General features: G+C 67.3%; 25 protein-coding genes and 1 pseudogene. 11 read left to right on the top strand and 15 right to left on the bottom strand.

The genetic code is table 11. The features are described from left to right. Positions 1-20: 20 nt before the first annotated feature. The 11 genes and pseudogenes from O9335_RS11280 to O9335_RS11230 all read right to left on the bottom strand — a co-directional run bounded on the left by O9335_RS11280 (position 21) and on the right by O9335_RS11230 (position 8888). Positions 21-857: an urease accessory protein UreD gene (locus O9335_RS11280; RefSeq protein ID WP_298388015.1), complete on the bottom strand. Its 837-nt coding sequence runs from the start codon at positions 855-857 to the stop codon at positions 21-23. Next, positions 847-1497: an urease accessory protein UreG gene (gene ureG, locus O9335_RS11275; protein ID WP_298388055.1), complete on the bottom strand. Its 651-nt coding sequence runs from the start codon at positions 1495-1497 to the stop codon at positions 847-849. The genes O9335_RS11280 and ureG overlap by 11 nt, the downstream gene beginning before the upstream one ends. Then, positions 1491-2186: an urease accessory protein UreF gene (locus O9335_RS11270; RefSeq protein WP_298388012.1), complete on the bottom strand. Its 696-nt coding sequence runs from the start codon at positions 2184-2186 to the stop codon at positions 1491-1493. The genes ureG and O9335_RS11270 overlap by 7 nt, the downstream gene beginning before the upstream one ends. Then, a complete protein-coding gene (ureE, locus tag O9335_RS11265) occupies positions 2170-2808 on the bottom strand; it encodes an urease accessory protein UreE (RefSeq protein WP_298388009.1) in 639 nt (212 codons plus the stop codon). The genes O9335_RS11270 and ureE overlap by 17 nt, the downstream gene beginning before the upstream one ends. Positions 2809-2831: 23 nt before the next feature. Next, positions 2832-4418, bottom strand: coding sequence for an amidase (locus O9335_RS11260; protein ID WP_298388006.1), 1587 nt, complete (start codon positions 4416-4418; stop codon positions 2832-2834). An 88-nt stretch (positions 4419-4506) separates the two neighbouring features. Further along, positions 4507-4734, bottom strand: a pseudogene (ureC, locus tag O9335_RS11255) (urease subunit alpha); the annotation flags it as partial. 73 nt (positions 4735-4807) lie between these two features. Then, positions 4808-5515, bottom strand: a complete 708-nt coding sequence (locus O9335_RS11250) for a hypothetical protein (protein ID WP_298388004.1) — start codon at positions 5513-5515, stop codon at positions 4808-4810. Between the two features lie 366 nt (positions 5516-5881). Beyond that, entirely contained in the window at positions 5882-7603 is a 1722-nt protein-coding gene (gene ureC / locus O9335_RS11245; protein WP_298388000.1) for an urease subunit alpha, read from the bottom strand. Beyond that, positions 7603-7908 (bottom strand): urease subunit beta, encoded by a 306-nt coding sequence (locus O9335_RS11240; protein ID WP_298388052.1) that lies wholly within the window; start codon positions 7906-7908, stop codon positions 7603-7605. The genes ureC (O9335_RS11245) and O9335_RS11240 overlap by 1 nt, the downstream gene beginning before the upstream one ends. Positions 7909-7984: 76 nt before the next feature. Next, positions 7985-8566, bottom strand: a complete 582-nt coding sequence (locus O9335_RS11235) for a HupE/UreJ family protein (RefSeq protein ID WP_298387997.1) — start codon at positions 8564-8566, stop codon at positions 7985-7987. 19 nt (positions 8567-8585) lie between these two features. Further along, positions 8586-8888 (bottom strand): urease subunit gamma, encoded by a 303-nt coding sequence (locus tag O9335_RS11230; protein ID WP_298387993.1) that lies wholly within the window; start codon positions 8886-8888, stop codon positions 8586-8588. 194 nt (positions 8889-9082) lie between these two features. Between O9335_RS11230 and O9335_RS11225 the strand changes: the two genes are divergently transcribed. The 9 genes from O9335_RS11225 to pbpG all read left to right on the top strand — a co-directional run bounded on the left by O9335_RS11225 (position 9083) and on the right by pbpG (position 18744). Beyond that, positions 9083-9283 carry a hypothetical protein gene (locus O9335_RS11225; protein ID WP_298387991.1) on the top strand — a complete coding sequence of 67 codons (201 nt, stop codon included), beginning with the start codon at positions 9083-9085 and terminating at the stop codon, positions 9281-9283. 157 nt (positions 9284-9440) lie between these two features. Then, entirely contained in the window at positions 9441-10700 is a 1260-nt protein-coding gene (gene urtA, locus O9335_RS11220; RefSeq protein WP_298387989.1) for an urea ABC transporter substrate-binding protein, read from the top strand. 199 nt (positions 10701-10899) lie between these two features. Beyond that, positions 10900-12372 (top strand): urea ABC transporter permease subunit UrtB, encoded by a 1473-nt coding sequence (gene urtB / locus O9335_RS11215; RefSeq protein ID WP_298388048.1) that lies wholly within the window; start codon positions 10900-10902, stop codon positions 12370-12372. Then, positions 12372-13472: an urea ABC transporter permease subunit UrtC gene (gene urtC / locus O9335_RS11210; protein ID WP_298387986.1), complete on the top strand. Its 1101-nt coding sequence runs from the start codon at positions 12372-12374 to the stop codon at positions 13470-13472. Before urtB ends, urtC begins: the two co-directional genes overlap by 1 nt. Further along, positions 13469-14302 carry an urea ABC transporter ATP-binding protein UrtD gene (urtD, locus tag O9335_RS11205; protein WP_298387983.1) on the top strand — a complete coding sequence of 278 codons (834 nt, stop codon included), beginning with the start codon at positions 13469-13471 and terminating at the stop codon, positions 14300-14302. Before urtC ends, urtD begins: the two co-directional genes overlap by 4 nt. Beyond that, positions 14292-15032 carry an urea ABC transporter ATP-binding subunit UrtE gene (gene urtE, locus O9335_RS11200; RefSeq protein WP_298387980.1) on the top strand — a complete coding sequence of 247 codons (741 nt, stop codon included), beginning with the start codon at positions 14292-14294 and terminating at the stop codon, positions 15030-15032. The genes urtD and urtE overlap by 11 nt, the downstream gene beginning before the upstream one ends. Before the next feature lie 32 nt (positions 15033-15064). Continuing rightward, positions 15065-15889, top strand: a complete 825-nt coding sequence (pssA, locus tag O9335_RS11195; protein ID WP_298387977.1) for a CDP-diacylglycerol--serine O-phosphatidyltransferase — start codon at positions 15065-15067, stop codon at positions 15887-15889. A 189-nt stretch (positions 15890-16078) separates the two neighbouring features. Further along, the gene (locus O9335_RS11190; RefSeq protein ID WP_298387974.1) at positions 16079-17623 is read left to right on the top strand and encodes a 2-isopropylmalate synthase; all 1545 of its coding nucleotides are present in this window, start codon (positions 16079-16081) and stop codon (positions 17621-17623) included. 170 nt (positions 17624-17793) lie between these two features. Further along, complete coding sequence (gene pbpG, locus O9335_RS11185; protein WP_298388045.1) at positions 17794-18744, top strand: D-alanyl-D-alanine endopeptidase; 951 nt, start codon at positions 17794-17796, stop codon at positions 18742-18744. On the opposite strand, the gene O9335_RS11180 is transcribed toward pbpG, so the two are convergent. Genes O9335_RS11180 through hpnC form a run of 4 tightly spaced genes read right to left on the bottom strand, consistent with a single transcriptional unit; the run spans position 18745 to position 22506 of the window. After that, positions 18745-19524: an IclR family transcriptional regulator gene (locus tag O9335_RS11180; RefSeq protein WP_298387971.1), complete on the bottom strand. Its 780-nt coding sequence runs from the start codon at positions 19522-19524 to the stop codon at positions 18745-18747. Next, positions 19521-20801, bottom strand: coding sequence for a hydroxysqualene dehydroxylase HpnE (gene hpnE, locus O9335_RS11175; protein WP_298387968.1), 1281 nt, complete (start codon positions 20799-20801; stop codon positions 19521-19523). Before hpnE ends, O9335_RS11180 begins: the two co-directional genes overlap by 4 nt. 8 nt (positions 20802-20809) lie before the next feature. Then, on the bottom strand, positions 20810-21658 hold the full coding sequence (gene hpnD, locus O9335_RS11170) for a presqualene diphosphate synthase HpnD (RefSeq protein WP_298387966.1): 849 nt from the start codon (positions 21656-21658) through the stop codon (positions 20810-20812). Beyond that, entirely contained in the window at positions 21655-22506 is an 852-nt protein-coding gene (gene hpnC, locus O9335_RS11165) for a squalene synthase HpnC (protein ID WP_298387963.1), read from the bottom strand. The genes hpnD and hpnC overlap by 4 nt, the downstream gene beginning before the upstream one ends. An 88-nt stretch (positions 22507-22594) precedes the next feature. Between hpnC and O9335_RS11160 the strand changes: the two genes are divergently transcribed. Then, positions 22595-23737 (top strand): efflux RND transporter periplasmic adaptor subunit, encoded by a 1143-nt coding sequence (locus O9335_RS11160; protein ID WP_298387960.1) that lies wholly within the window; start codon positions 22595-22597, stop codon positions 23735-23737. A 12-nt stretch (positions 23738-23749) separates the two neighbouring features. Next, positions 23750-26409, top strand: a 2660-nt coding sequence (locus O9335_RS11155) for an efflux RND transporter permease subunit (protein WP_298387957.1), incomplete at its 3' end; no start/stop codon positions are given.

Here is a 26409-nt window from a genome sequence, read left to right as displayed (position 1 = left end):
AGAGCTTGACCTGGGCGAACTCAGGTCGCCCAGATGCGCGGCTCCTGGGGCGCGAGGCCCCAAGCCTGCTGGCGCCACAGGCCGCGCACGCGGCGGATCAGCGCCGTGGCCGGCTCCAACTCGTGCGCCAGCAGCCGCAGCAGCAGCAGGCGGCCTTGCAGCAGGGTGGCGCCGGCGGTGAGCCCGCTGTCGGCGATCGCGCTGCGCGCGTCGTCGAGCAGGCGCTCGGCCAGGCCGGGCGCGAAGGGCTCGGCCTGGGCCATCAGCAAGGTGCCCAGCGCGCGGTGGCCGGCCAGGCCGCAGGGGCCGTCGAGCAGGGCGCGGTCCTCGGCCCGCAGCCAGCCGCGGTCCCGCCACAGGCCCTCGATCTCCAGGTGCTGCAGCAGCGCGCCGTGGTCGAAGGGCAAATGGGCTTCGCGCAGGCCCAGGGCCAGCAGTTCGCTGGCGATCAGTTGACCCTGCAACTGCAAGCGCAGCTCGTTGCGCCCCAGGCAGCCGCGGTAAGCCAGGGTTTCCTGCGGCAGCCACTCAAGCCGCGCGCCGGGGGCCACGCGGGCGTGAACGGCCTGGACGGCCTCGCCCTGCACGCTGCGGTAGTAGCGGGTGGCGGCGGGGGTGGTGGCCAGCAGGTGGGCGCCGGGCTGCACGTCCAACTGGACGTCGAGCCGGTCGCCACCCACCAGCCCGCCGGGCGGGTGCACCAGCACGGCGTGGGCCACGCCCGGGCCTTCGGGGTAGAGGGTCTTGAGCAGGCGCAGCGGCCCGTCGTGCTCGGCGTGCACGCGGGTGGCGCCGGCGTCGTCGCGCGCGTTCAGGGCCAGGCGCGCGGGCCAGCGGATGCCGGGTTCACGTTGCAACGAGCAGGCCCTTGGTTTCGATGAAGCGGATGACCTCGTCCAGGCCGGCCTGGGTTTTGAGATTGGTCATCACCCAAGGCTTGGTGGGGCGCATGCGGGCGGTGTCGCTTCGCATCACGTCCAGGTTGGCGCCCACGTGCGGGGCCAGGTCGGTCTTGTTGATGACGAACAGGTCGCTCTTGGTGATGCCGGGCCCGCCCTTGCGCGGGATCTTCTCGCCAGCAGCCACGTCGATCACGTAAACGGTGAGGTCGCTCAGCTCGGGGCTGAAGGTGGCGGCGAGGTTGTCGCCGCCGCTCTCGACGAAGACGATGTCGGCGTCGGGGAACTTGTCCAGCATGCGGTCCACGGCCTCGAGGTTGATCGAGCAGTCTTCGCGGATGGCGGTGTGCGGGCAGCCGCCGGTTTCGACGCCCATGATGCGCTCGGCCGGCAGGGCGCCAGAGACGGTGAGCAGGCGCTGGTCTTCCTTCGTGTAGATGTCGTTGGTGATGACGACGAGGTCCCAGCGATCGCGCATGGCCTTGCAGAGCATTTCCAGCAAGGTGGTTTTGCCGGAACCGACGGGGCCGCCGATGCCCACGCGCAGCGGGGGTAGCTTTTTGGTGCGGCCGGGGATGGTGTGGAGCAAGCTCATGATCTGAACAACCTCGAGTACTGGATTTCGTGGCGCGCGGCGTGGATGCCAAGCATGGGGGCGAAGGCCATCGGCTCGGAGGCCTCCAGCGCCGTTTGCACCGCCGCTGGAATGGCTTGCACGAGCTGTGCCAACAAACGCTGGCCGGCGGTTTGGCCCAGGGGCACCCCGCGCACGGCTGCTTGGGTGAGGTTCTCGGCCCAGCCGAAGGCGATGGCCTGCAGCGCGGGCGCCAGCGCCGCGCCGCGCGTGGCCGTGGCGCAGCCCATGACGACCGGCCAGGTGGGGGCGGGCGCGAGCGCTTGCAGCAGGGGCAGCACCGGGGCCTCGGGCACGAGGCCTTGCAGCCATACCAGCAGGCTGCGGCCCATCTGCTGCGTTTGCTGGAGCGACTCGGACGCCTCGCGCGTTTGCAGCACCCAGGCGTTGAGCGCTGCCAGGCGCTCGGCATCGCCCGCCAGGGCCGCTTGGTGGGCTGCCGCGACCACGGGCAGCTCGCCACGGGCTTGCACCAGCGCCAGTTGGTTCAAGAGCCATTCGGCCGCGCTAGCTTCGTCGTGCACCACGCCGGCGTCCACCGCCGCTTCAAGGCCTTCCGAGTAGCTGAAGCCACCCACCGGCAGGGCCGGCGAGGCCAGCCACAGCAGGTGCAGCAGCGCGTCGCTGGCGCCCGTGTCAGTGCCCGTGGGCATGACCGCAGCCGGGCCCGTGCACGTGCGCTGGTGCGCTGGCAGCCACCACCGGGATGGCGAAGGCCTTGCGAGCCGGAGCGGGTCCGTGTGCATGGGTTCCGTCGTGCCCGTGCTCGTGCGTGTGGTCGTGCGTGTGGTCGTGCCCATGGTGATGACCGTGCCCCGCCCCTTCGCCGTAGGCGCCGGCCTCGGGCTCGAAGGCGGCTTGCGCCTCGGTCACGATCAGGTGCTGGCGGCGCAGCATGTCGGCCAACACGGGGTCGGGTTCGAGTTGCAACAAATCAGGCTGCAATTCCAAAGGCACGTGGCGGTTGCCGAGGTGGTAGGCGGCGCGCAGCAGGTCGAAGGGGCTGCCGTGGGCGCTGCAATGGCGCACTTGCAGCACCGCTTGGGGGGCGGCTTGAACGCGAACGAGCGACCCGTCGTCGACCACCAGCACGTCGCCGCCGCGCAGCACGGTGCCGCGGGGCAGCAGCACGGCCAGCTCGCGCCCCGCGCTGTCGGTGGCGCCGAAGCGGCTTTTCTCGCGGGTGTCCCAGTCGAGATCGAGCGTGGGCGCGCGTTTCAGCAGGGCGGGTGCCAAGCCGGCACCGCCGGCGATGCGTTTGGAAGCGTGAAGCATGAGGGTTGTGCCTTGGAGTTGGGTCAAACCGCGCTGGCGCTGGCCCGGAATTCGGGGTCGCGGCGCAGGCGGCTGCGTTGTTCGTAATCGGCGGCCAGGGCCAGCAGGCGGGCGTCGCTCCAGGCCGTGCCGAAGAACGACAGGCCTACGGGCAAACCTTGCACCTGGCCCATGGGCACGGTGACGTGGGGGTAACCGGCCACGGCCGCCGGTGTGGTGGCCGAAGGCGTGCCGTCTTGGTCGCCCTTGACGGGGTCGATCAAGCCGGCCGGGCCGGTGGTGGGGGCGACGATGGCCACCAGCCCGTGCTTGCGCATCAGGGCGTCGATGCCCAGGGCCCGTGCCGCACGCCGGCCGTTGCTCAGGGCCTTGCGGTAGCCCGGCGCCTTCAGGCCGCCCGCAGCCACGGTGGCGACCGAGGCCTCGAACCACTCCTGGCCGAACAGGGCCAGGGTTTCGGGGTGCGCGCGGTTGAAGGCCAGCAAGTCGGCCAGGGTTTTGAACGGCGCGGTCGGCGCGAACTCGGCGAGGTAGGCGGCCATCGCCGGGGCCATCTCGTGCAGCAGCACGTCCAACTCGCCCGCGCCCATCGCCGGCCACTGCGGCAGGGGTTCGCGCACCAGGGTGGCGCCTGCGGCTTCCAGTTGCTGCAGCGAGGCCTCGAACAGGGCCACGGTGGCGCGGCCGTGCCCTTCCACCAGGTTGGTGGCCACGCCCAAGCGGGCACCGCGCAGGGCCTGGGGTGGCAACTGCAGCAGGGCATCTCGGTCAAAGCGGCCTTGCTGGGCCTTGGTGGCTGCATCGCCGGGGTCGACGCCGGCCAGGGCCCAGAGCAGCAAGGCGGCGTCGGCCACGCTGCGGCACATAGGGCCGGCGGTGTCTTGCGAGGGGGCGATGGGGATCACGCCGCGGCGCGACACGAGGCCCAGCGTGGGCTTCATGCCCACCAGGCCTTGCACCGAGGCCGGCGAGGTGATGGAGCCGTCGGTTTCGGTGCCCACACCCAGCGCGGCGAAGTTCGCAGCGAGCGCGGCGCCGGTGCCCGAAGAGGAGCCGCTGGGCGTGCGGTCCAGCGCGTAGGGGTTGCGGGTTTGGCCGCCGCGCGAACTCCAGCCGCTGACGGAGGCCTTGCCGCGGAAGTTGGCCCATTCGGACAGGTTGGTCTTGCCCAAGATGACCGCGCCTTCGGCCCGCAGGCGTTCCACCAGCGGGGCGTCTTTGGCGGCCGACACACCCGCCAGCGCGATGGAGCCGGCCGTGGTGGCCATGCGGTCGCCGGTGGCGATGTTGTCCTTCAGCAGCACCGGCAGCCCATGCAGCGGGCCGCGCACCCGGCCGGCGGCGCGCTCGGCGTCCAGCGCGGCGGCGATGGCCTCGGCCTCGGGGTTGAGCTCGATCACGCTGCGCAGCTGCGGGCCCGCGCGGTCCAGCGCGCCGATGCGGGCCAAGTAGGCCTGCGTCAGGCCCAAGGCCGTGGCGCGGCCTTCGCGTTGCGCTTGTGCCAGCTGCGCGGCGCTGGCGTCGCGCCAAGGGAAGTCGGCCATGGCCGTGGCGGCAGCGGCCCCGGCAGGTAGGCTGAGGCTGGCTTGGAGGATGTGACGTCGTTTCATCGAGAGGCCCTGGGCGCGGCACGGGTCGCGAGCCCGCCATCGTCGCCGAAGGCGTGGATCGCGTGCGCCGTGCGGGTTTGGTGGGGCGTCAGAACAAGAAGTAGCGCTGCGCCATCGGCAGCACGCTGGCCGGCTCGCAGGTGAGCAGCACGCCGTCGGCGCGCACCTCGTAGGTTTGTGCGTCGATCTCCATCTTTGGCAGGTAGTTGTTCAGCACCATGTCCGCCTTTTTGACCGTGCGGCAGCCGCGCACGGCGCTCAGCGTCCTCTCGACGCCAAGCCTCTCGGCGTGAGCTTGGGCCGACTGGGAGACAAACCGGTGCGACCCCCGCATCAAGACTGCGGGCCGTCGACGAGCCGAGGCAAAAACATTCACACATTGCCATCGATCACCGGGCGGCGCGTGCCGCCTGCATGTCAGCCAAGATGATCTGGCTGCGCACCTGAGCTTGGGCCTCCAAGCTCGCTGGCGACAGTGGCCGCTGCGCAGGCGTTTTCCAGCCAGGATGGTCAAAGTGCATGAGGTCTTCCGCACTGCCGTTGGCCATGGCGCGCAAGGCAAGCAAGAGCGCACGCTGCTCAACCGGCCCCAAATCGGCTGCCGAGGACGAGTGGGCCAGAAAGACGGCCGACGCCAAATCGCCGCGCAGAGCCCACTTGTGGATCGCCATCAAGGCTTCAGACAGTACTGAGGGTTCAACGCCAGCGGAACGAAGCGCAAGAAAGTAGCGAACGCTCGCCTCTGCGCTGCTGTTGGCCAGCTGCTTCAACATGGGCAGTCGCAGGGCACGCTCAGCCGGCCCAATCGTTTGGCAGGCGCGACTGATGGCCTGGTACTGGCGCAGCAGGTTGTTGTCGAGCCCATTTGGCTTCCGGTCGCGGTGCACCAGCTCGATCTCTCGGTCAATCCTTGCGCATTCCTCCAGCACCGAGAGTGCTTCCGACAACTGCTCGATGGTGCCCTTGCTGTGAGCCGCCTGAACGAAGGGGGCAAACCCAACCGCACCCACAGCTTGGCCCAGGAAGCTGGGCGCTGGCCACAGCGACTCCGAGGCGGGCTCAATGCCGCTGGCTGGATTCGCCGCACTCGGGGGCATTTGCCGAGATGCCTGGGTTGCCGTTGCGGCAGATTCCGAACCAGTGGGAGAAGCGGTCTCCTGCTGGACCAAGGGCCTGCCTTCAAAGCGCGCCAGAGCCAAGAGGCCCAATGCACAACCCAGTGCAACGGTGATGCATGCCCAGAAGGCGCCCCGCCGCAGGGCATCAACCCGGACGATCGCTCGGTCTTGCTTTTCATTCATTGCTTGTCGAGCCTTGGACGAACGCTCAGGCGCAGTTCAGCACTGAGGCAGACCATGGTGCACCGAGTGCGGTGCCAGTTGGTCCCAAGAGGCTGGACTCAGCTGCCTGACATGCGTCATGACCCGACCAAGGCTATCGACTGCATTGTCCGGAGTGCGTCGTTAGAACAAGAAGTAGCGCTGCGCCATCGGCAGCAAGCTGGCGGGCTCGCAGGTGAGCAGCACGCCGTCGGCCCGCACCTCGTAGGTTTGCGCGTCGATTTCCATCTTCGGCAGGTAGTGATTCAGCACCATGTCCGCCTTCTTGACGGTGCGGCAACCGCGCACGGCGCTCAAGGTTTTGCTCAGCCCCAACGTTTCGGCATGGGCTTGGCCGCACTGGCTGACGAAGGTGAGTGAGCCCTGTGCCAAAGCGCCGCCGTAAGCGCCGAACATGGGCCGGTAGTGCACCGGCTGCGGCGTGGGGATGCTGGCGTTGGGGTCGCCCATGGCGGCGGCGGCGATGAAGCCGCCCTTCATGATGAGCGCGGGCTTGACGCCGAAGAACGCCGGCTTCCACAGCACCAGGTCGGCCCACTTGCCCACCTCGATGCTGCCCACCTCATGCGCCACGCCGTGGGCCAGCGCGCCGTTGATGCCGAGCTTGGCGATGTAGCGCTTCACCCGCGCGTTGTCATGACGATCCGTATCACCCGGCAAGGTGCCGCGCTGCACCTTCATCTTGTGAGCCGTTTGCCAGCAGCGGATCACGACCTCGCCGACGCGGCCCATGGCCTGGCTGTCGGACGAGAACATGCTGATGGCGCCCAGGTCGTGCAGGATGTCTTCGGCGGCGATGGTTTCCTTGCGGATGCGGGATTCGGCAAAGGCCAGGTCCTCGGCGATGCCGGCGTCCAAGTGGTGGCACACCATCAGCATGTCCAGGTGCTCGTCCAGCGTATTGATCGTGAACGGGCGCGTGGGGTTGGTGGAGGAGGGCAGCACTTCTGGCAAGCCCACCACCTTCATGATGTCAGGCGCGTGGCCGCCGCCCGCGCCTTCGGTGTGAAAGCTGTGGATGGTGCGGCCCTTGAAGGCGGCGATGGTGTCCTCCACGAAGCCGCTCTCGTTGAGCGTGTCGGTGTGGATGGCCACCTGCGTGTCGGTCAGCTCGGCCACGTCCAGGCAGTTGCTGATGGCCGCGGGCGTGGTGCCCCAGTCCTCGTGCAGTTTCATGCCGATGGCGCCGGCGTCGATCTGCTGCACCAGCGCTTCGGGTCGGCTGGCGTTGCCTTTGCCGAGGAAGCCGAGGTTCATGGGGAAGGCATCGGCCGCCTTCAGCATGGTGCTGATGTGCTGCGGCCCTGGCGTGCAGGTGGTGGCCAGGGTGCCCGTGGCCGGGCCGGTGCCGCCGCCGATCATGGTGGTCACGCCCGACATCAGCGCCTCTTCGATCTGCTGCGGGCAGATGAAGTGGATGTGCGTGTCGATGGCGCCGGGGGTGACGATGAAGCCCTCGCCCGCGATGATTTCCGTGCCCGGGCCGATGATGATGTCGACGCACGGTTGCACGTCGGGGTTGCCGGCCTTGCCGATGGCGGCGATGCGGCAGCCGCGCAGGCCGATGTCGGCCTTGACGATGCCCCAGTGGTCGACGATGACGGCGTTGGTGATGACGGTGTCCACGGCATCGGCTGCCGTGGGGCCGTTGGGACGCTGGCTTTGGCCCATGCCGTCGCGCACGGTCTTGCCGCCACCGAACTTCACCTCTTCGCCGTAGCCGCCGGCGCGCAGGGTGAAGTCGTCTTCGATCTCGATCACCAAGGCGGTGTCGGCCAGGCGCAGGCGGTCGCCCACGGTGGGGCCGAGCATCTCGGCGTAAGCACGGCGGCTGAGGGTGGCCATCACAGCGCTCCGTTGACGAGGCCGCGGAAGCCCCACACCTGCCGGTCGCCACCCAGGTCAACCAGCTCCACCGTGCGGCTTTGGCCGGGCTCGAAGCGAACGGCGGTGCCGCTGCAGATGTTCAGCCGCATGCCGCGCGCGGCCTCGCGGTCGAAGGCCAGGGCCGCGTTGGTTTCGGCAAAGTGGTAGTGCGAGCCCACCTGGATGGGGCGGTCGCCGGTGTTGGCGACCTTCAGCGTGAGGGTGCGGCGCCCCGGATTGAGGACGAGGTCGCCGTCGTCGGTCAGCACCTCGCCCGGGATCAGCGCGCGCTCCGCAGGGCCGCCCCACGGAGCGCGGGGCCCCCTCGGGGGGGGGCGAACATGGTGAGACCGGGGGCGCTCATAGAACTCCAGCCAAGCGCAGCGCGCCGAAGGTCATCAGCGTGGCGCCCAGGCCCTCGCTCCAGCGCATGGCCGTGGGGCGCATCAGCAGGCCAAACGCCAGACCGGCGCTGTGCAACACGGCCGTGGCCAGCACCATGCCGGCCAGGCTGCCCAAGCCGAGCAGTTCAGTGCCGTGGGCTGCCCCGTGCGCCAACGCAAACACCACGGTCAGCACCAGGCCCACCCAACGCGACAGGTTGACCCGCCACGCCACCAAAAGGCCAAGGCACAACAAGGACACCGCGATCCCAGGCTCCACCCAAAGCGCTTGCCAGTCGCCCAGCATGGTGGCCAATGCGCCCAACAGAAGGGTCGCCGCAAAAACAACGGGCGCCCATACGGCTCGCTTCAGCTCCCCTTTGGCGAGGGCGCTCCACAAGCCCACCGCCAACATGGCCGCCAAATGATCTGGCCCCGTCAAGGGGTGGGCAAAGCCAGCAGCAAAGCCAGCCATGCCATGGTCGCCGCTGTGAGCGTAGGCCAGAGCGGGCACCAAGGCCAATGGAGCGGTGACGGTGAACAGACGCAAGCGTTTCATCATGGCAAACAAGGCTCGTTCAGGTGATGGGTTGGTGCACGCTCACCAGCTTGGTGCCGTCGGGGAAGGTGGCTTCCACCTGGATGTCAGGAATCATTTCCGGCACCCCTTCCATCACATCGGAGCGGCTCAACACTTGACGGCCTTCGCTCATCAGTTGGGCCACCGTCTTGCCATCGCGAGCCCCTTCCAGCACCGCAGCGCTGATGAGGGCCACGGCTTCGGGATGGTTGAGCTTCAGCCCGCGAGCACGTCGCCGCTCCGCCAAGAGCGCTGCCGTGAAGAGCAGCAGCTTGTCTTTCTCGCGAGGCGTCAGGTCCATGGCGTGAGGGCAAGTTCAGTTCGAAAGGATTGTGCAGCGCGTGGCGCCGGATGCCTCGGCAGTAGGCAAAGCTCAGGCCAGCTTGGCACGGGGATTGCGAACGAGTGTCCGTTGTTGTTCTGACTGCCCGCCTCGGCCGGGAGACTTGTCATGCAGATTGATGCTTGTTGTGAGTGTGGTTGGAGGGAGGGCTCATGAGTCACCCCGATGGTTCCGTGAGTCAGGCGAGGGCGATGCGCCAAAAGCCCGAGGTGAAGGTGGTGTTCGATTTGGCCGCGGCTTGGCCCTTGCATCCGTCATCGCAGCCGGACCCTGGCGCTTGGGTGCTGGCCGGTTGTCGGGTCAGCCATGGCCAGGCCGTGGACTCTTTGAAGCCCCCTGCGCGCACCACTTGAGAGCGCTGGTGCGTGCGATGCACCAGACCGGCGCATGGCGCATCGCCATGCAGCGGAAAACGGGATGTGCAAGGGCTGAAGGGCATGGCACGTTGATTGCTGCACTGCGCAACGGCAGCTGTTCCGCCCTCACTTCATCCACCGGAGGATTCCCCCCATGCTTCGCCGTTCTGCACTTACGTCCATCAGCCTCGCGCTGGCCGCTTTCACCGCCGTGCCCGCTTGGGCTTCCAACACCATCAAGGTGGGCGTGCTCCACTCGCTCTCCGGCACCATGGCCATTTCCGAGACGGTGTTGAAAGACACCGTGCTCATGGCCATCGACGAGATCAACGCCAAGGGTGGCGTGCTGGGCAAAAAGCTCGAGCCCGTGGTGGTGGACCCGGCCTCCAACTGGCCGCTGTTCGCCGAAAAGGCCAAGCAGCTCATCAGCCAAGACAAGGTGGCCGTGGTGTTCGGTTGCTGGACCTCGGTGAGTCGCAAGTCGGTGTTGCCGGTGTTCGAGCAAACCAATTCCTTGCTGTTCTACCCGGTGCAGTACGAGGGCGAAGAGCTGAGCAAGAACGTGTTCTACACGGGCGCGGCGCCCAACCAGCAGGCCATTCCCGCGGTGGAGTACCTGATGAGCAAGGACGGCGGGGGGGCCAAGCGCTTCGTGCTGCTGGGCACCGACTACGTGTACCCCCGCACCACCAACAAGATCTTGCGCGCCTTCTTGAAGAGCAAGGGCATCCCGGACAGCGACATCCTGGAGGAGTACACGCCCTTCGGCCACAGCGACTACCAGTCGATCATCGCCAAGATCAAGAAGTTCTCCAGCGAGGGCAAGAAGACTGCCGTGGTGTCCACCATCAACGGCGACAGCATCGTGCCCTTCTACAAAGAGCTGGGCAACCAAGGCCTGAAGGCGACCGACGTGCCGGTGGTGGCCTTCAGCGTGGGTGAGGAGGAGCTGCGCGGCGTGGACACCAAGCCTCTGCAAGGCCACTTGGCCGCGTGGAACTACTTCATGACCATCAAGAACCCCACCAACGATGCCTTCATCAAGAAGTGGGCCGCTTACGCGAAGGCCAAGAACATCCCTGGCCACAAAGACAAGCCGCTGACCAACGACCCGATGGAGGCCACCTACATCGGCATCAACATGTGGGCGCAGGCCGTGGCCAAGGCCAAGAGCACCGACACCGACAAGGTCATCGCCGCCATGGCGGGCCAGACCTTCACGGCACCGTCCGGGATCACGTCCAAGATGGACGAGAAGAACCACCACCTGCACAAGTCGGTGTTCATCGGCGAGGTCAAGGCCGACGGCCAGTTCAACGTGGTGTGGAAGACGCCCGGTCCCGTGGTGGCCGATCCGTGGAGCGACTACATCCCCGAGAACAAGGGCAAGAAGAACGAGCCCGAGAAGAAATAGGCCCACCCCGTACCGGCTGCGCCGGCCCCCTCAAGGGGGCGCCGCCTGTGGCCTGGCAAAGCCAGTTCCACGGCGGCCGCTTGGGGGGCCTCGTTCTGCTGCCCGTTGCCTCTCCGTTGGCACCCAGATGCTCCTTCGATTGTTCTTTTTGGTCTGCCTTGCCTGCTTGAGCTTGCCGACGTTGGCGCTGGACCCGGCCATGGCCCACCGCATCGCGGCGGGGGAGGGCGACGCGCGCATCGCGGCTTTGAACGAAGCGGTTGCCCAAGGCGACCCCCAGCTCGCGCCCTTCCTGCAAGCGCTTCAGGAAGGGCGCGTCCGCGTGCGGAACGGGCAGGCCTGGGTGTTGCCGCCTGACGGTGCAGCCCCGGCCGATGCCGAAGAGCCCATCGTCAACAACCGCATGCGCCGCGAGATCGAGTCGGCCCTGGCAGGCTTGAACCTCTTCAGCCCCCAGGCCAGCGTGCGCGCCGCCGCCCTGAACGTGCTGCGCGACGACACCGAGGCGGCGCGGCTGCCCTTGCTGGAACGGGCTTGGGCTGCGGAAGCCGATCCCGCCCTGAAGGCGCAACTGGAGGGCTTGGTCGCTGCGACCCGCTTGTCGTCGCCCGACCCGGCGCTGCGCACCGCCGCAGCCGCCTTGCTGTCGAAGTCGGCCGAGCCGGCCAAGCGCGCGCTCTTGCTGGAGCGCTTGGCCACCGAAGCGGACCCCACCGTGAAGCGCGCTTTGCAAAGCGCCGCCGACCAAGTGGCCGCGCGCCTGGCCTGGGGCGAGCGCGCCCAGCTGCTGTTCAGCGGCCTGAGCCTGGGCTCCATCTTGTTGCTGGTGGCGCTGGGCCTGGCCATCACCTACGGGCTGATGGGCGTGATCAACATGGCCCACGGCGAGCTGTTGATGGTCGGGGCCTACGCCACCTGGGCGGTGCAGCAGGCCTTCCGGGCGTGGTTGCCGCCGGGCGCCTTTGACGCCTACCTGTTGGTGGCTTTGCCCGTCAGCTTCATGACGGCTGCTGCGGTGGGCGCGGCCATGGAGCGCAGCGTCATTCGCTGGCTGTACGGCCGCCCGCTGGAAACCCTGCTGGCCACCTGGGGCCTGAGCCTGATCCTCATGCAGTCGGTGCGAAGCCTGTTTGGGGCGCAGAACGTGGCGGTGGAGAACCCGGGCTTCTTGAGCGGGGGCTGGCAGTTGCTGCCCAACTTCACCCTGCCTTACAACCGCTTGGCCATCATCGCCTTCGCCGCCCTGGTGTTGGCTGGCATGGCCTGGCTGCTGGCGCGCACGCGCTTGGGCCTGATGGTGCGAGGCGTGACGCAAAACCGCCGCATGGCCGGGTGCCTGGGCGTGAACACCGCCCGCGTCGACACCCTGGCCTTTGCGCTGGGCTCGGGCATCGCCGGCTTGGCGGGCTGTGCGCTGTCCCAAGTGGGCAACGTCGGTCCCGACCTGGGCCAGGCCTACATCGTGGATGCCTTCATGGTCGTGGTGCTGGGCGGCGTCGGTCAGCTGGCTGGCACCGTCTATGCCGGACTGGGCCTGGGCGTGCTGGGCAAGCTGCTGGAAGGTTGGCAAGGCGCGGTGCTCGCCAAGATCGCCTTGCTCCTGCTGCTCGTCCTGGTCATCCAGAAGAAGCCCCAAGGTCTGTTCGCCCTCAAGGGCCGGAGCGCCGACTGATGCGCGAGCTTGCTGCCCGTCCCGCCTTGCTCGGCCCGCGCGGTTGGGCCCTGCTGCTGGCCGCCGTGCTGGGGCTGACCGTGATGGTGCCCGTGCTGCACTTGTTGGTGCCTGCGGGCCACGCGCTGCACCTGCCGGAGTTCTACGTCACGCTGCTGGGCAAGTTCCTCTGCTACGCCCTGTGCGCTCTGGCCATCGACCTCATCTGGGGCATCACCGGCATCCTGTCGCTCGGCCACGGCTTGTTCTTTGCGCTCGGCGGCTACGCCATGGGTATGTACCTGATGCGCCAGATCGGCCGCGAGGGGCAGTACCAGTCGGACCTGCCCGACTTCATGGTCTTCCTCAACTGGAAGGAACTGCCTTGGCATTGGGCCTGGAGCGACAGCTTGGCTTTGCAGCTGCTGCTGGTGCTGTTGGTGCCAGGCGCCTTGGCCTGGGTCTTCGGCTACTTCGCCTTCCGCAGTCGCATCCAAGGGGTGTACTTCTCCATCATCACGCAGGCCCTCACGGTGGCGGCCATGCTGCTCTTCTTCCGCAACGAGACGGGCTTTGGCGGCAACAACGGCTTCACCGACTTCAAGCGCTTGGCCGGTTTCGCCCTGAACGAGCCGGGCATGCGCGTGGTGCTGTGCGTGCTCAGCGGCTGGGTGCTGATGGCCTGTTTCTTGTTGGCACGCGCGCTGGTCCAAAGCCCCTACGGGCGAGTGCTGCAGGCCATTCGCGACGCCGAAGGCCGCGTGCGCTTCTGCGGTTACGACCCCGTGGCCTACAAGCTGTCGGTGTGGGTGCTGTCTGCGCTGATGTGCGCCGTGGCCGGGGCCTTGTACGTGCCGCAGGTGGGGATCATCAACCCGAGCGAGATGAGCCCGGCCGCCAGCATCGAGATGGCGATCTGGGCCGCGGTGGGCGGCCGCGGCACGCTGATCGGGCCGATCGTGGGCGCGTTCTTTGTCAACGGTGGCAAGTCGGTGTTCACCGTGTGGCTGCCCGAGGCCTGGCTGTATTTGCTGGGGACGCTGTTCATCGCGGTGACCCTGTTTTTGCCCCAGGGCCTGGTGGGCCTGTTCGCCCAAGTGCGCAAGAAGGTGCGGCGATGACGCCCGAGTTGATGGAAGCCGGGGCCCAGGCCCGAGCCCGGCTGCAAACCCAAGTGGCCCATGGCGGCCGCCCCGTGTTCAACCAGGGCGTGGCCCTGTACGTGGAAGACCTGCGCGTCAGCTTCGACGGCTTCCAAGCCTTGGGCGGGCTGTCGATCACCGTGGGCCTGGGTGAGTTGCGTTGTGTCATCGGCCCGAACGGCGCGGGCAAGACCACGCTGATGGATTGCATCACCGGCAAGACCCGGCCCGACAGCGGGCGCTTGTACTTCGGCAGCAACCTGAACCTGCGTTTGATGAGCGAGCCCGCCATCGCCCAGGCCGGCATCGGCCGAAAGTTCCAGAAGCCCACGGTGTTCGAGGCTCTGACCGTGCAGCAGAACCTCGAGCTCGCCCTCCAGGGCGACCGCCGCGTGCGCCACGCGGTGCGCGCCCGCCTGAGCGGCGCCCAGCGCGACCGGCTGGACGAGTTGCTGATGCAAGTGCACCTGTGGGACCAGGCCGACCGCAGCGCGGGTTTGCTCAGCCACGGCCAGAAGCAGTGGTTGGAGATTGGAATGCTGCTGGCCCAGGACCCGATCCTGCTGCTGCTGGACGAGCCCGTGGCCGGCATGACCGACGAAGAAACTGAGCGCACGGCCGAGCTGTTCTTGAGCCTGGAGGGCAAGCACTCCCTGGTGGTCGTGGAACACGACATGCCCTTCGTGCAGCAACTGGCCGGCGCCCACCGCCGCGTCACGGTCCTGCACGAAGGGCGGGTGCTGGCCGAAGGGGGCATGGCCGAGGTCCAGGCCAACGAGCAGGTGGTGGAGGTGTACCTTGGCCGGTGACCGTGCGCCCAGCTTCTCTGCGGTCGCCACCGACCCACTTCTTTGCGTCGAGGGCCTGCACCAGCACTACGGCGGCTCCCACATCTTGCGCGGCATCGACCTCGACTTGCGCGCCGGCGAAGTGACGGTGCTGCTGGGCCGCAACGGCGTGGGCAAGACCACCCTGCTCAAGACGCTCATGGGCGTGGTGCCCAGCAGCCAAGGCCACATCCGGTTGGCAGGACAAGAGCTCGCCGGTCTGCCCAGCCACGCCCGCGTGAGGGCGGGCTTCGGCTACGTGCCCCAAGGGCGCGAGATCTTCGGGCGCCTGTCGGTGCTCGACAACCTCCGCATGGGCCTGGCCCCGTGCCCGGCCAGTACGCCGCTGCCGCCGGAGCTGTACGAGTTGTTCCCGGTCTTAGAACAGATGCAGCACCGCCGGGGCGGCGACCTGAGCGGCGGCCAACAGCAGCAACTGGCCATCGCCCGAGCGCTGGCGGCCGGCCCGAAGGTGCTGCTTCTGGACGAACCGACCGAGGGCATCCAGCCCAGCGTGATCAAAGACATCGGCCGCGTGATCCGCCACCTCGCCGCCAAAGGCACCATGGCCATCTTGCTGGTGGAGCAGTTTTACGAGTTCGCGGCCGAGCTGGCCGACCAGTACCTGGTGATGGAGCGGGGTGAGATCGTGCTGCAGGGCAAGGGGGGGCGCATGGAGGCCGACGGCGTGCGTCAGCGCTTGGCGCTTTGAGCCGGCGCCGCGTCTCGGTACAGTGCTGCCTGATGAGCCCTACCCCTCCTGAATTCCACGACTCCGACTTGGACGCGGCGCCGCGCAAACCCCGCAAGGGCTTGTACGTGCTGCCCAATCTGTTCACCCTGGCGGCGCTCTTCGGCGGCTTTTACGCCATCGTGATGGCCATGAACGGTCACTTCGAGAACGCGGCCATCGGCATCTTCTGTGCCATGGTGCTCGACAGCCTGGATGGCCGCGTCGCCCGCATGACCGGCACGCAGTCGGCCTTCGGCGAGCAAATGGACAGCTTGTCCGACATGGTCAGCTTCGGCGCCGCGCCGGCACTGGTGGTGTACGAGTGGGCGCTGAAAGACCTGGGTCGCTGGGGCTGGATCGTGGCCTTCGTGTACTGCGCGTGTGCCGCGCTGCGCTTGGCCCGCTTCAACACCAACATCGGGGTCATCGACAAACGTTTCTTCCAGGGGCTGCCCAGCCCCGCGGCGGCAGCCCTGGTGGCCGGCTCCCTTTGGCTGGCCGTGGACGCCGGCTGGTCGCCCCAAGCCACGGCTTGGCTCGAATGGACCATGCTGGGCATCACCCTGTACGCCGGGCTGACGATGGTGACCAACGCACCCTTCTACAGCTTCAAGGACTTCAGCCTCAAACGCACGGTGCCGTTCGCCTTGTTGGTGGGTTTGGTGATCTTGATCGCTCTGGTCGCCAGCCACACCCCCATCGCTTTGTTTGCCCTGTTCTGCTGCTACAGCCTGTCGGGCTACGTGGAGTACGGGCGTCGCAAGTGGAAGGGTCGCCATGCCAGCCTCATCGCGATCAGCACCGACGAGCCCGACGAAGCCGGCCTGCATCGTTGACGAATGCAGAATCGGCGACCACTGCTACATTCAGCCACATGCCTGCCTCGATTCGCGCCCTGCTACTAGCCCTGGAGACCCGGGCGCGCTGAGGCTTGCGCGGCTGAACGAGCCGCAAACCACCACCACGACGCCCGCCCAGCAGCAACGCTCGGCGGGTTTTGTTTTTTCTGACCCCTGGAGTGCCACATGGCCGATTCGTTGATCATCTTTGACACCACCTTGCGCGATGGCGAACAGTCGCCCGGCGCGTCGATGACGAAAGACGAAAAGCTGCGCATCGCCCGCCAACTGGAACGTTTGCGGGTTGACGTGATCGAAGCCGGTTTCGCCGCTGCCAGCCCGGGCGATTTCGAGGCGGTGCAGGCCATCGCCAGCGTGGTCAAGGACAGCCGCATTTGTTCTTTGGCTCGTGCCAACGACCGCGACATCGGACGGGCCGCCGAGGCCTTGCGCGGTGCCAACGCGGCGCGCATCCATACCTTCATCGCCACCAGCGAACTCCACATGGAGAAGAAGCTGCGCATGACGCGCGAGCAGGTGCTGGAGCAAGCCAAGCTGGCGGTGCGCTTTGCCCGCCAACACTGTGACGACGTGGAGTTCTCGCCCGAGGACGGCTACCGCAGCGACCCGGAGTTTTTGGTTCGAGTGCTTGAGGCCGTGATCGCCGAAGGCGCTCGCACGATCAACATCCCCGACACCGTGGGCTATGCCATTCCCGAGTTGTACGGGCAGTTCATCGCCGACCTGCGGGCCCGCATTCCCAACAGCGACCGGGCCATCTGGAGCGTGCACTGCCACAACGACCTGGGCATGGCCGTGGCCAACTCACTGGCTGGCGTCAAGATCGGAGGGGCACGCCAAATCGAGTGCACGATCAACGGCCTGGGAGAGCGGGCGGGCAATTGCTCCCTGGAAGAGGTGGTGATGGCGGTCAAGACCCGTCGGGATCACTTCGGACTGGACGTCAGGATCGACACCAGCCAGATCGTTCCGGCGTCGCGTCTGGTGAGCCAAACCACCGGCTTTGTCGTGCAACCCAACAAGGCCGTGGTCGGCGCCAACGCCTTCGCCCACGCCTCGGGCATCCACCAGGATGGCGTGCTGAAGGCGCGAGACACTTACGAAATCATGCGCGCTGAGGACGTGGGTTGGGCTGCCAACAAGATCGTGCTGGGCAAGTTGAGTGGGCGCAATGCCTTCAAACAGCGCTTGGATCAGTTGGGCATCACGCTGGAGTCGGAAACGGAAGTCAACGAGGCGTTTGCCCGTTTCAAAGACCTGGCCGATCGCAAAGCCGAAGTGTTCGACGAAGACATCCTGGCCTTGGTCATGGACGAACAGGCCGAGCACCAAGGGGTGGACCACTACCACCTGGTTTCCCTTGCGCAGCGCAGCGAAACCGGTGAGCGTCCGCATGCGGCTGTGGTCTTTGCTGCCGGTGGACAAGAATTCCGCGCCGAAAGCGATGGCAACGGCCCCGTCGATGCCTGCGTCCGTGCCATAGAAAGCCAGGTTCAGTCGGGCGCGGAGTTGCTTCTGTTTGGCGTCAACGCACTCAGCAGCGGCAGCAGCGAGAGCCAGGGCGAGGTGAGCATGCGGCTGCAACTCGGCGGTCGCGTGGTCAACGCCGTCGGCTCCGACCCGGACATCGTGGTGGCGTCGGCCAAGGCTTACCTGAATGCGCTGAACAAGCTCCGGGCCAAGGGCGAGCGCGTGGCGGCCCAGGGTTGAAACGCAAGGTGTAAGCGAGTGTGTGCGAATTTGCACACACCGCATCAGGAAACTCACGTAAGTGCTTGTCCTTGATTGATCTCCTGCCGTCGCTCTACACTCGGGGCGTTGTTTCGGAGGGTTTCGTGATGCGTTTTTGGGCTGTTCTGGCGGTGACCTTGGGCCTGTCGATGGGCGATGCCGCCCTGGGTGTGCGCGAGGTGGTCGCCAAAGAACAACCCAGCAAAGCCCAGCGTGGCACCGTCAAAAAGGCGTCCGTGCGGCCTGCGAAGACGGTCTCTGGCAAGCGCAAGAAGGCGGTGGCCCCGGCGCGCGTTGTGCCTGCGAAGCCCTCTTTCGGCCAGCTGGCTGGGCTGCACCAGACGCACGATCCCCTGGACCTGCGCTCCAGCGTGGCCTTGGTGATGGACCAAGACACCGAAGAAATCCTGCTGGCCAAAAACGACGATGCCGTGCTCCCCATCGCCTCCATCACCAAATTGATGACGGCTTTGGTCGTGACCGAAGCAAGGCTGCCGCTGGATGAGGTGCTGACCGTCACCCAAGACGACGTGGACACCGAAAAGGGGAGCCGATCTCGCCTGCAGGTGGGCACTCGACTCACCCGGGGCGAAATGCTGCATTTGGCCTTGATGAGCAGTGAAAACCGCGCAGCGCATGCGCTTGGGCGTTATTACCCCGGTGGCATGAACGCCTTCGTCGAGGCGATGAACGCCAAAGCGCAGTTGCTGGGGATGCGCGACACCCGCTACGTCGAGCCCACGGGCTTGTCCAGCCGCAACCAGAGCAGCGCGCAAGATTTGGCCCGGTTGGTGAAGATTGCCTACAACGAACCGCTCATCCGCGAGTTGTCCACATCCGAGAGCACCACGGTTCGCGTCGGCCGGCGCGAGGCGGCATTCGGTACCACCAACGGCTTGGTGCGCAGCCCCAATTGGGACATCGGCTTGCAAAAGACGGGCTACATCAGCGAGGCTGGGCAGTGTCTCGTGATGCAGGCTCAGCTTGCAGGACGCCGCTTGGTGCTGGTCTTCTTGGACTCCGCCGGCAAGTACAGCCGGATTGGCGACGCCGAGCGTGTGCGCAAGTGGTTGGTGGGCGAGTCGCGAAAAGACTCTTGATCAACCCCTGAAGCCCAGCGCGGATGAAATACCAGCCGCTGTTTCTTTGAGGCGGGGCTCCCAGCCTTCCTCCAGTCGATCCGAGGGCGCCGAGATCGACAGACCGGCCACCAGCTTGCCTTGGTCGTCGTAGATGCCCGCAGCCATGCATCGCACGCCCAACTCCAACTCCTCTTCGTCGCGCGACACCCCGCGGGTGCGGATGAGGGCGAGTTCGCGCTCCAAACGCGCCAAATCGGTGATGCTGTTGCGCGTGTGACCTGCCAGTCCGGTCCGTGTGGCGTAGGCGCGCACGCGGGTCGGTTCGTCGGCGGCCAGGAACAGCTTGCCCACCGAGGTCAGGTGCAGCGGGGCTCGCCCCCCCACCGTGCGCACCACCTGCATGCCACTGCGCTCGCTGTAGGTGCGCTCGATGTAAACGATCTCGTCGCCCTGACGCACCGACAAATTCACCGGCTGGTGGGTGTGCTTGTGCAGCTCCCGCATGGCATCCAGGGCGGCGTCGCGCACATCCAGTCGGGCCTTCACGAGGTTGCCGAGTTCCAGCAGGCGCATCCCCAGCCGGTAGCTGCCAGGTTCGGGGCGGTCGACGAAACGCCCCAGGGTGAGGTCGTTGAGGATGCGGTGGGTCGTGGACGGGTGCAGTCCCGTGGCTTGCGCCAACTCTTTGAGCGGGACGGGGTCGGTGTGGCGGGCCAGAACGTCCAACAGGGCGAAGGCCCGCTCCAGCACCTGAATGGCAGGGCTGGCGGACTCGGCGGGTGCGGGCGGACGGCTCATGGCCGCCGATTGTGGGTCAAGGCCGCCTGAGCGGCGCGCTGGCCGGCCTGCACCGCGCCTTCCAGGGTGGCAGGGTAGGGGCCGTCCACGTAGTCCCCGGCGGCCCAAAGCCCGGGGGCGATCGCCATGCGCGGGCGTTGCAAGGCCGCTCGGCACGCGAACGTGGCTCGCTTGTCGGCATGGGCTTGCGCCTGAACGGCCTGAGCCAGTGCGGGCACCTGGGCACGCACTTGCGCGGCGATGCGAGCGGCCACCGCCTCCAGGCCATCGACCGCCAATTCCTGGGCGACGGCGCTGGCCACGGCGGTGAAGCGACCCTGACGGGGACTGCCCGGCCCGTCGATGCCTCCCAGGTCGAAAAGAAACTGGGCCGGTCCGCCCGACAGCGCCACCATCGGCGCCGCCAACGCGGCGCCCTCGGCGTGCAGCTCCACCGTGGCGATGGCTTCGGCTGGGAGTGCAGCGGCGGCGGCGGCCCAGTCGGGGGCGAAGCCGCGGGTGAGGCGCGAGGCTTCGGTGGCGCTGCAGGCGAGCACCACACGGTCGTGGGCTTGGCCGTCGCAGACCCAGCCCGAGCCTTGTGGCGTCAACTGCAACGCGCGGCGGCCGGTGTGCACCTTCGCCCCGTGCGCCTGGAGCCAAGCGGCGGCAGGGCCCGGCAACAGGGCATGCAGTGGCGCTGCGGGCAGCAGCAGGTCGGAGCCGCCGCGTCCGCCCAGCAGAGCGTCGCGCAGCACGCGCAGCAGCACCGCCGCGCTGGCTTCCTCGGTGCGGGTGTTGAGGGCGGCGATGCACAGCGGGTCGATCAGGTCTTGCCTCACCGCCAAGGGCAGGCCCCGACACAAGCGTTCGACCGACCAGGCGGCTGGCGCGCGCAGGCCCCGGGCCAGCAGGCCCAAGGTCCACAGCGCCAGCCCCAGGTGCTCGCGCCAACGCCAACGAGGATGGCGTGCCACGGCCAGCGCTGCAGCCCAGGCCGGCGCGCGCGTCCGAGGCCACCGAAGGCCTTGACCTTGGGGATCGACCAGCATCAGGGGCAGCCGGTGCAGGCAGAGCGCTGGCGCAGCGCCCACGGTGGCCATCAGCGCGAGTGTTTCGCGGTAGGCGCCGATCAAGATGTGCTGGCCGCTGTCGTGCCAATGGCCGTCGGCATCGCACCAGGCGCGGGCGCGCCCCCCCAACAGCGGGGCCATCTCCCAAAGCTGAACCTCGGCGCCCCGCCGCACCGCATGCACAGCGGCCGCCAACCCGGCCCAGCCGCCGCCAATGACGAGCACGCGGGGCTTCAACGCCCGCGCCACTGGGTGAGCATGGCGATCCACACCTTGCGCAAGGGCGTCAGCGAGATGCGCTGGTGAAGCACTTGGAAGCCGCCCGCTTCGATCTCGCGCAGCAAGCGCCGGTAGATGTTGGCCATCATGAGGCCCGGCTTCTGCGCGCGCCGATCGGCCTCTGGCAGCAAGGCCAAGGCCTCGTCGTAAGCACGTTGGGCGCGCTCGGCCTGAAAGCGCATCAAGGCCGTGAAGCGGTCGCTGTAGCCCCAGGGCGCCTCCCGCTTCAGGAGTTCTTGGGCTGTGACGCCAAACTGCTGCAGCTCGCTCACCGGCAGGTAAATGCGGCCCCGGCGCGCATCGTCACCAACGTCGCGGATGATGTTCGTCAGTTGCAGGGCCAGCCCCAGTCGGTGGGCGTACTCCACGGTCTGCGGCTGCGTGCGGCCAAAGATGCCGCTGGCCACCTCGCCCACCACGCCCGCCACCAAGTGGCAGTAGCGCTGCAGGCCGGGGTAGTCAAGGTAGCGGGACTGCTGGAGATCCATCTCGCACCCCTCGATGACGGCCAGCAGGTGTCGTGCCTCGATGCCGAAGCGCTCGGCATGCGGCATCAGGGCCTGCAAAGCCGGGTGACTGGCTTGGTCCGCAAAGGCCGAGCCCACTTCGCGACGCCACCAGGCCAATTTGGTGGCCGCCACGCCCGGATCGCTCACCTCGTCCACCACGTCGTCCACCTCGCGGCAGACGGCGTAAAACGCGGTGATGGCCTCCCGCTGGGCGGGCTCCAGGAACTTGAAGGCATAGGTGAAGCTGGAGCCGCTTTCGGCGGCTTTGGCTTCGGCGTACTGGTTGGGCGTCATGCGGCGGGCCGGGGGTGGAGGAGGGCGCGCCACAACAAGCGCGGCAGATCCCAGGCGCGAAGCTGGGGCCGTTGGTGCAGGGTGGCGCCGTCCATAGCCTGTATTTTCTCTCCCACGCGCAGTCCCCCTTCAACCACCAGGCGCACCACCAAACCAAAACGACCGGGCACGCGGTGCGGCAGGGCCGCGCCCTGCTGCATCAGGTCCATCGCCCAGGCATTGAGCTTGCACACCGTGGCCCGAAGGGCGGGGGTGTCCCGGCCTTCCAACACGTCGTCGATGCAGGCGCCGTGGGCCTGCAGGTCCTCCAGGGGCAGGTAGACCCGAGGCTTCAAGCGATCGACGCCCACATCTTGCCAGTGGTTGATGAGTTGCAGCGCCGTGCAGATGGCGTCGGATTCGGCCAAGGCGCGCTCGTCGCTCACGCCCACCAAGTGAAGCATCAAGCGCCCGACCGGATTGGCCGACAGCCGGCAGTAGGCCAGCAGCTCCTCGCGGCTCGCGTAGCGGTCGATGTGAGTGTCTTGCACGAAGGCGTCGAGCAGGGCGTGCATGGGCGCCAAGGGCAGACGGTGAGCGGCCACGGCGGCGGCGAGGTCGGCATGCAAGGGTTCGGGCGCGCGCCCCTCGTCGATGGCATGCAGCACGCCTCGCAGTGTTTCGAGTTGAAGGCGGCGTGTGGCTGGATCGACCTCGCCTTCGTCGGCCATGTCGTCGGCGCGTCGGGCGAATCGGTAGATCGCCAAGACCGCGGGGCGCAAAGCAGGCGGGCAAAGCCAGCCCGCCACGGGAAAGTTTTCTTGGCGATGGCGCTCGGGCGCGACGCCGGGGGCGACGGTGGGATTCACGCCCCATTGTCGCCAGCCGATACATTTGGGCCGCGCCATGAAGGCGCAGGCCTTTGCGCAAGGCCCATCACAGGGAACGAGGTTTTTCATGTCGGATGCAATGCCCCCATCGACCCTCCAACGCACGAGTGGCCTGTGGCTGCTTGGGGTTGCCGCCCTGCTGGCGGCCTGTGGGCCCAAGCCGCCTCCCGTCGCTCCCGAACGGGCGGTGCGCACCATGGTGGTCGAGTTGGGGACCGCCGCACAGACGGTCGAGTACGCGGCCGATGTGCGGGCGCGCACCGAAAGCCGTTTGAGCTTTCGGGTGCCGGGCAAGGTTCAGCAACGTTTGGTGAACCTGGGCGACCGCGTCAAAGCCGGCCAGGTGCTGATGCGCCTGGACGGCGTCGACCTGTCGTTGGCGGCCGAGGCCGCCCAAGCCGCGCTGCGAGCGGCGACCACGAACCGCGATCAACAAGCCGCGGACTTGCAGCGTTTCAAAGACCTGAAGGCCCAGGGCTTCATCAGCGGCGCCGAGCTCGAACGCCGAGAGGTCGCCTTGGCTGCAGCGCAAGGGCAGTGGGAACAGGCCCAGGCGCAGGCCAAGGCGCAGCGCAACCAAGCGGGCTATGTCGACTTGGTGGCCGACGCGGCGGGGCTCATCACCAGCGTGGACGCCGAGCCGGGCACGGTGGTGGCCGCCGGCACGCCGGTGCTGCGCCTGGCGCAGGACGGCCCGCGAGACTTGGTGTTCCAGGTGCCCGAGCACCAGGTGGCCTTGCTGAAGCAGCAGCTTCAGTCGCAGGCCGCCCGTCTGCAGGCCCGCATCTGGGGGCTCGAGCAGCCCTTGCCAGCCAAGGTGCGGGAGATCGCCGAATCCGCCGACCCGGTGACGCGCACGTTCGTGGTCAAGGCCGACATCGGCAAGCCGGACGGGGTCAAGCTCGGGCAGACGGCCACGGCCGTCTTCAGCCCTGGGCAGGCGAGCGGCGTGCTGAAGGTGCCCATGTCGGCTGTGTTCGAGCGCCAAGGCAGCCCTCACGTTTGGGTGTTGGTGCCCAGCACCATGACCTTGCGTCCGCAGGCCATCCAGGTGGGCGGCGCCGATGGGAACATGGTCGTGGTGGCGGGTGGCTTGACGGCGCAGCAAGAGATCGTCATCGCCGGGACCCATGTGCTGGGCGAGAACCAGAAGGTCCGCCGCTTTGGGGCGGCGCCTGCCGCGTCTGCTGCGGCATCGGTCGCACGTTGAGCCGAGGGCTGCATGAGCCAAGCCACCGACACCGCCCGCCATCGCTTCAACATCTCCCGCTGGGCGCTGGAGCATCCGTCACTGACGCGCTACCTGATGGTGGTGTTCTTGGTGGTGGGATTTGCGGCCTACTTTCAACTGGGTCAGGACGAGGACCCGCCATTCACGTTCCGCGCCATGGTGATTCAGGCCTTCTGGCCCGGAGCCACGGCGCAGCAGATGGCCGATCAAGTCACGGACAAGATCGAGCGCACGCTTCAAGAGGTCCCGAACGCCGATCGCATCCGCTCGTTCACCAAACCAGGCGAGTCCCTGACCCTGTTCCAACTCAAGGACAGCGTGGCGGCCAAGGACGTTGCGGGCACGTGGTACCAAGTGCGCAAGAAGCTGGGCGACATGCGGCATACCTTGCCCCCCGGCGTCTTGGGGCCCTTCTACAACGATGAGTTCGGGGATGTGTACGGCTCCATCTATGCCCTGAGCGGCGACGGCTACAGCCCTGAAGAGCTGCGGCGCCACGCGGACGCGATCCGTGCCGAGCTGCTTCGTGTTCCTGACGTCGCCAAGGTCGAGCTGTTTGGGGTCCAGGCAGAGAAGATCTACGTCGAGATCTCTCACCAAAAGATCGCCCAACTCGGCCTGGATCTGAACCAGATCGTGGGCCAGCTCAACGCCCAGAATGCGGTCGAAGGCTCGGGCCTGCTGAACAGTTCAGACGGCAACGTCGGGGTGCGTGTCCAAGGTCAGTTCCAGAACATCGAAGGCATCCGACAGTTGGCCGTTCGGGCTGTGAACCCGCAAACTGGGCAGGCCAGCAGTTTGCGCTTGGGGGACATCGCCACCGTCACCCGCGCCTACGTGGAGCCTCCTGGCGTCACCGTGCGCCACCAGGGCCAACAGGTGGTCGCGCTGGGGGTCTCCATGGCCAAGGGCGGCGACATCATCCGCCTGGGCCAAGCGCTGCAAGCGGCCTTGGCCACCATCGAACCCACGCTGCCCGCGGGTCTGACCTTGTCGCAGGTCCAGAACCAGCCGCAAGCGGTGCAGCGGTCTGTTCGCGAGTTCGTTCAGGTGCTCATTGAGGCCGTGGTCGTTGTGCTCGCGGTGAGCTTCATCAGCCTGGGCCTGCACACCAAGCCCCTGCGCATCGACATATGGCCCGGTCTGGTGGTGGCCATCACCATCCCCCTGGTGCTGGCCATCACCTTCGTCACCATGTACTACTGGGGCGTCGGGCTGCACAAGATTTCGCTGGGCAGCCTCATCATCGCCCTCGGGTTGCTGGTGGACGACGCCATCATTGCCGTTGAGATGATGGTGCGCAAGCTCGAAGAGGGCTACGACAAGAAGACGGCGGCCACGTTTGCCTACGAGGTGACGTCCATGCCCATGCTCACAGGGACGCTCATCACGGCCGTGGGGTTCCTGCCCATCGGCTTGGCGCGCTCCTCCGTGGGCGAGTACACCTACGCCATCTTTGCCGTCACCTCCGCGTCGCTGGTCATCTCCTGGGTGGTGTCGGTGTACTTCGTGCCCTACCTTGGCGCTTGGTTGTTGCGAACTCGATCGGCGCCGTCCGGCCAGGCGCATGAGTTGTTCGACACACCTTTCTATGCGCGTTTCCGCGCGCTGGTGCGCTGGTGCGTGGTGCACCGTTGGATCACCATCGGCCTGACGTTGGCCACCTTCGCCTTGGGCATCGTGGGCATGGGCAAGGTGCAGCAGCAGTTCTTCCCGGACAGCAGCCGCCCCGAAATTCTGGTCGACCTGTGGCTCCCGGAGGGATCGCCCATTCAAAACACCGCGGCTGTGGCTCAGCGTTTTGAGCAGCGCATGCTGCAGGAGCCCGGGTTGACCTCGGTCACGGCTTGGGTGGGCTCTGGGGTGCCGCGCTTTTACTTGCCGCTGGACAACGTGTTTCCCCAAACGAACGTCGCGCAGGTCATCCTGCTGCCCAAGACGCTGCAAGAGCGCGAGGCGTTGCGCCAGCGCTTGCCTGCCTTGCTGGCCGAGGAGTTTGGGGAGGTGAGAGGCCGTGTCAAGCTGCTGCCCAACGGGCCTCCCGTGCCTTACCCCGTGCAGTTCCGGCTCATCGGCCCCGACCCCGGCGTTTTGCGTCGCTACGCCGACGAGGCGCGCACCGTGTTGGCCGCCAACCCCAACATGCTGGGCGTGAACGACAACTGGAACGAGTCCATCAAGGTGCTGCGCCTGAAGATCGATCAGGACAAGGCCCGGGCCTTGGGGGTGAGCAGCCAAAGCATCGCCCAGGCTTCGCGCACCATGCTGTCGGGCAGCACCATCGGGCAGTACCGCGAGGACGACCGCCTGATCGAAATCGTTCTTCGCCAGCCCCTGGACCAACGCAGCACCCTCACGGACCTGGGCAGCGCCTACGTGCCCACGTCAAACGGCCGCTCCGTGCCGCTGACGCAGGTCGCCCGCTTCGACTTTGGCTTCGAGCCGGGCGTGATGTGGCGCGAAGGACGCCAGTACGCCATCACCGTCCAGGGCGACGTCGTGGAGGGCTTGCAGGGCGCCACCGTCAGCAACCAGATTTGGCCCCAACTGCAAGCCTTGCAGGCCCGAATGCCCGACGGCTATCGCATCCAAGTGGCGGGAGCCGTCGAAGAAAGCAGCAAAGGGCAGGGCTCCATCGCGGCGGGCGTTCC

Origin of the sequence: Inhella sp. (assembly GCF_027532025.1) — a bacterium.
In the GTDB taxonomy this organism is placed as follows: Bacteria; Pseudomonadota; Gammaproteobacteria; order Burkholderiales; family Burkholderiaceae_C; genus Inhella.
The sequence above is the reverse complement of the archived record's forward strand: the minus strand, read 5'-3'. Positions and strand labels throughout refer to the sequence as shown.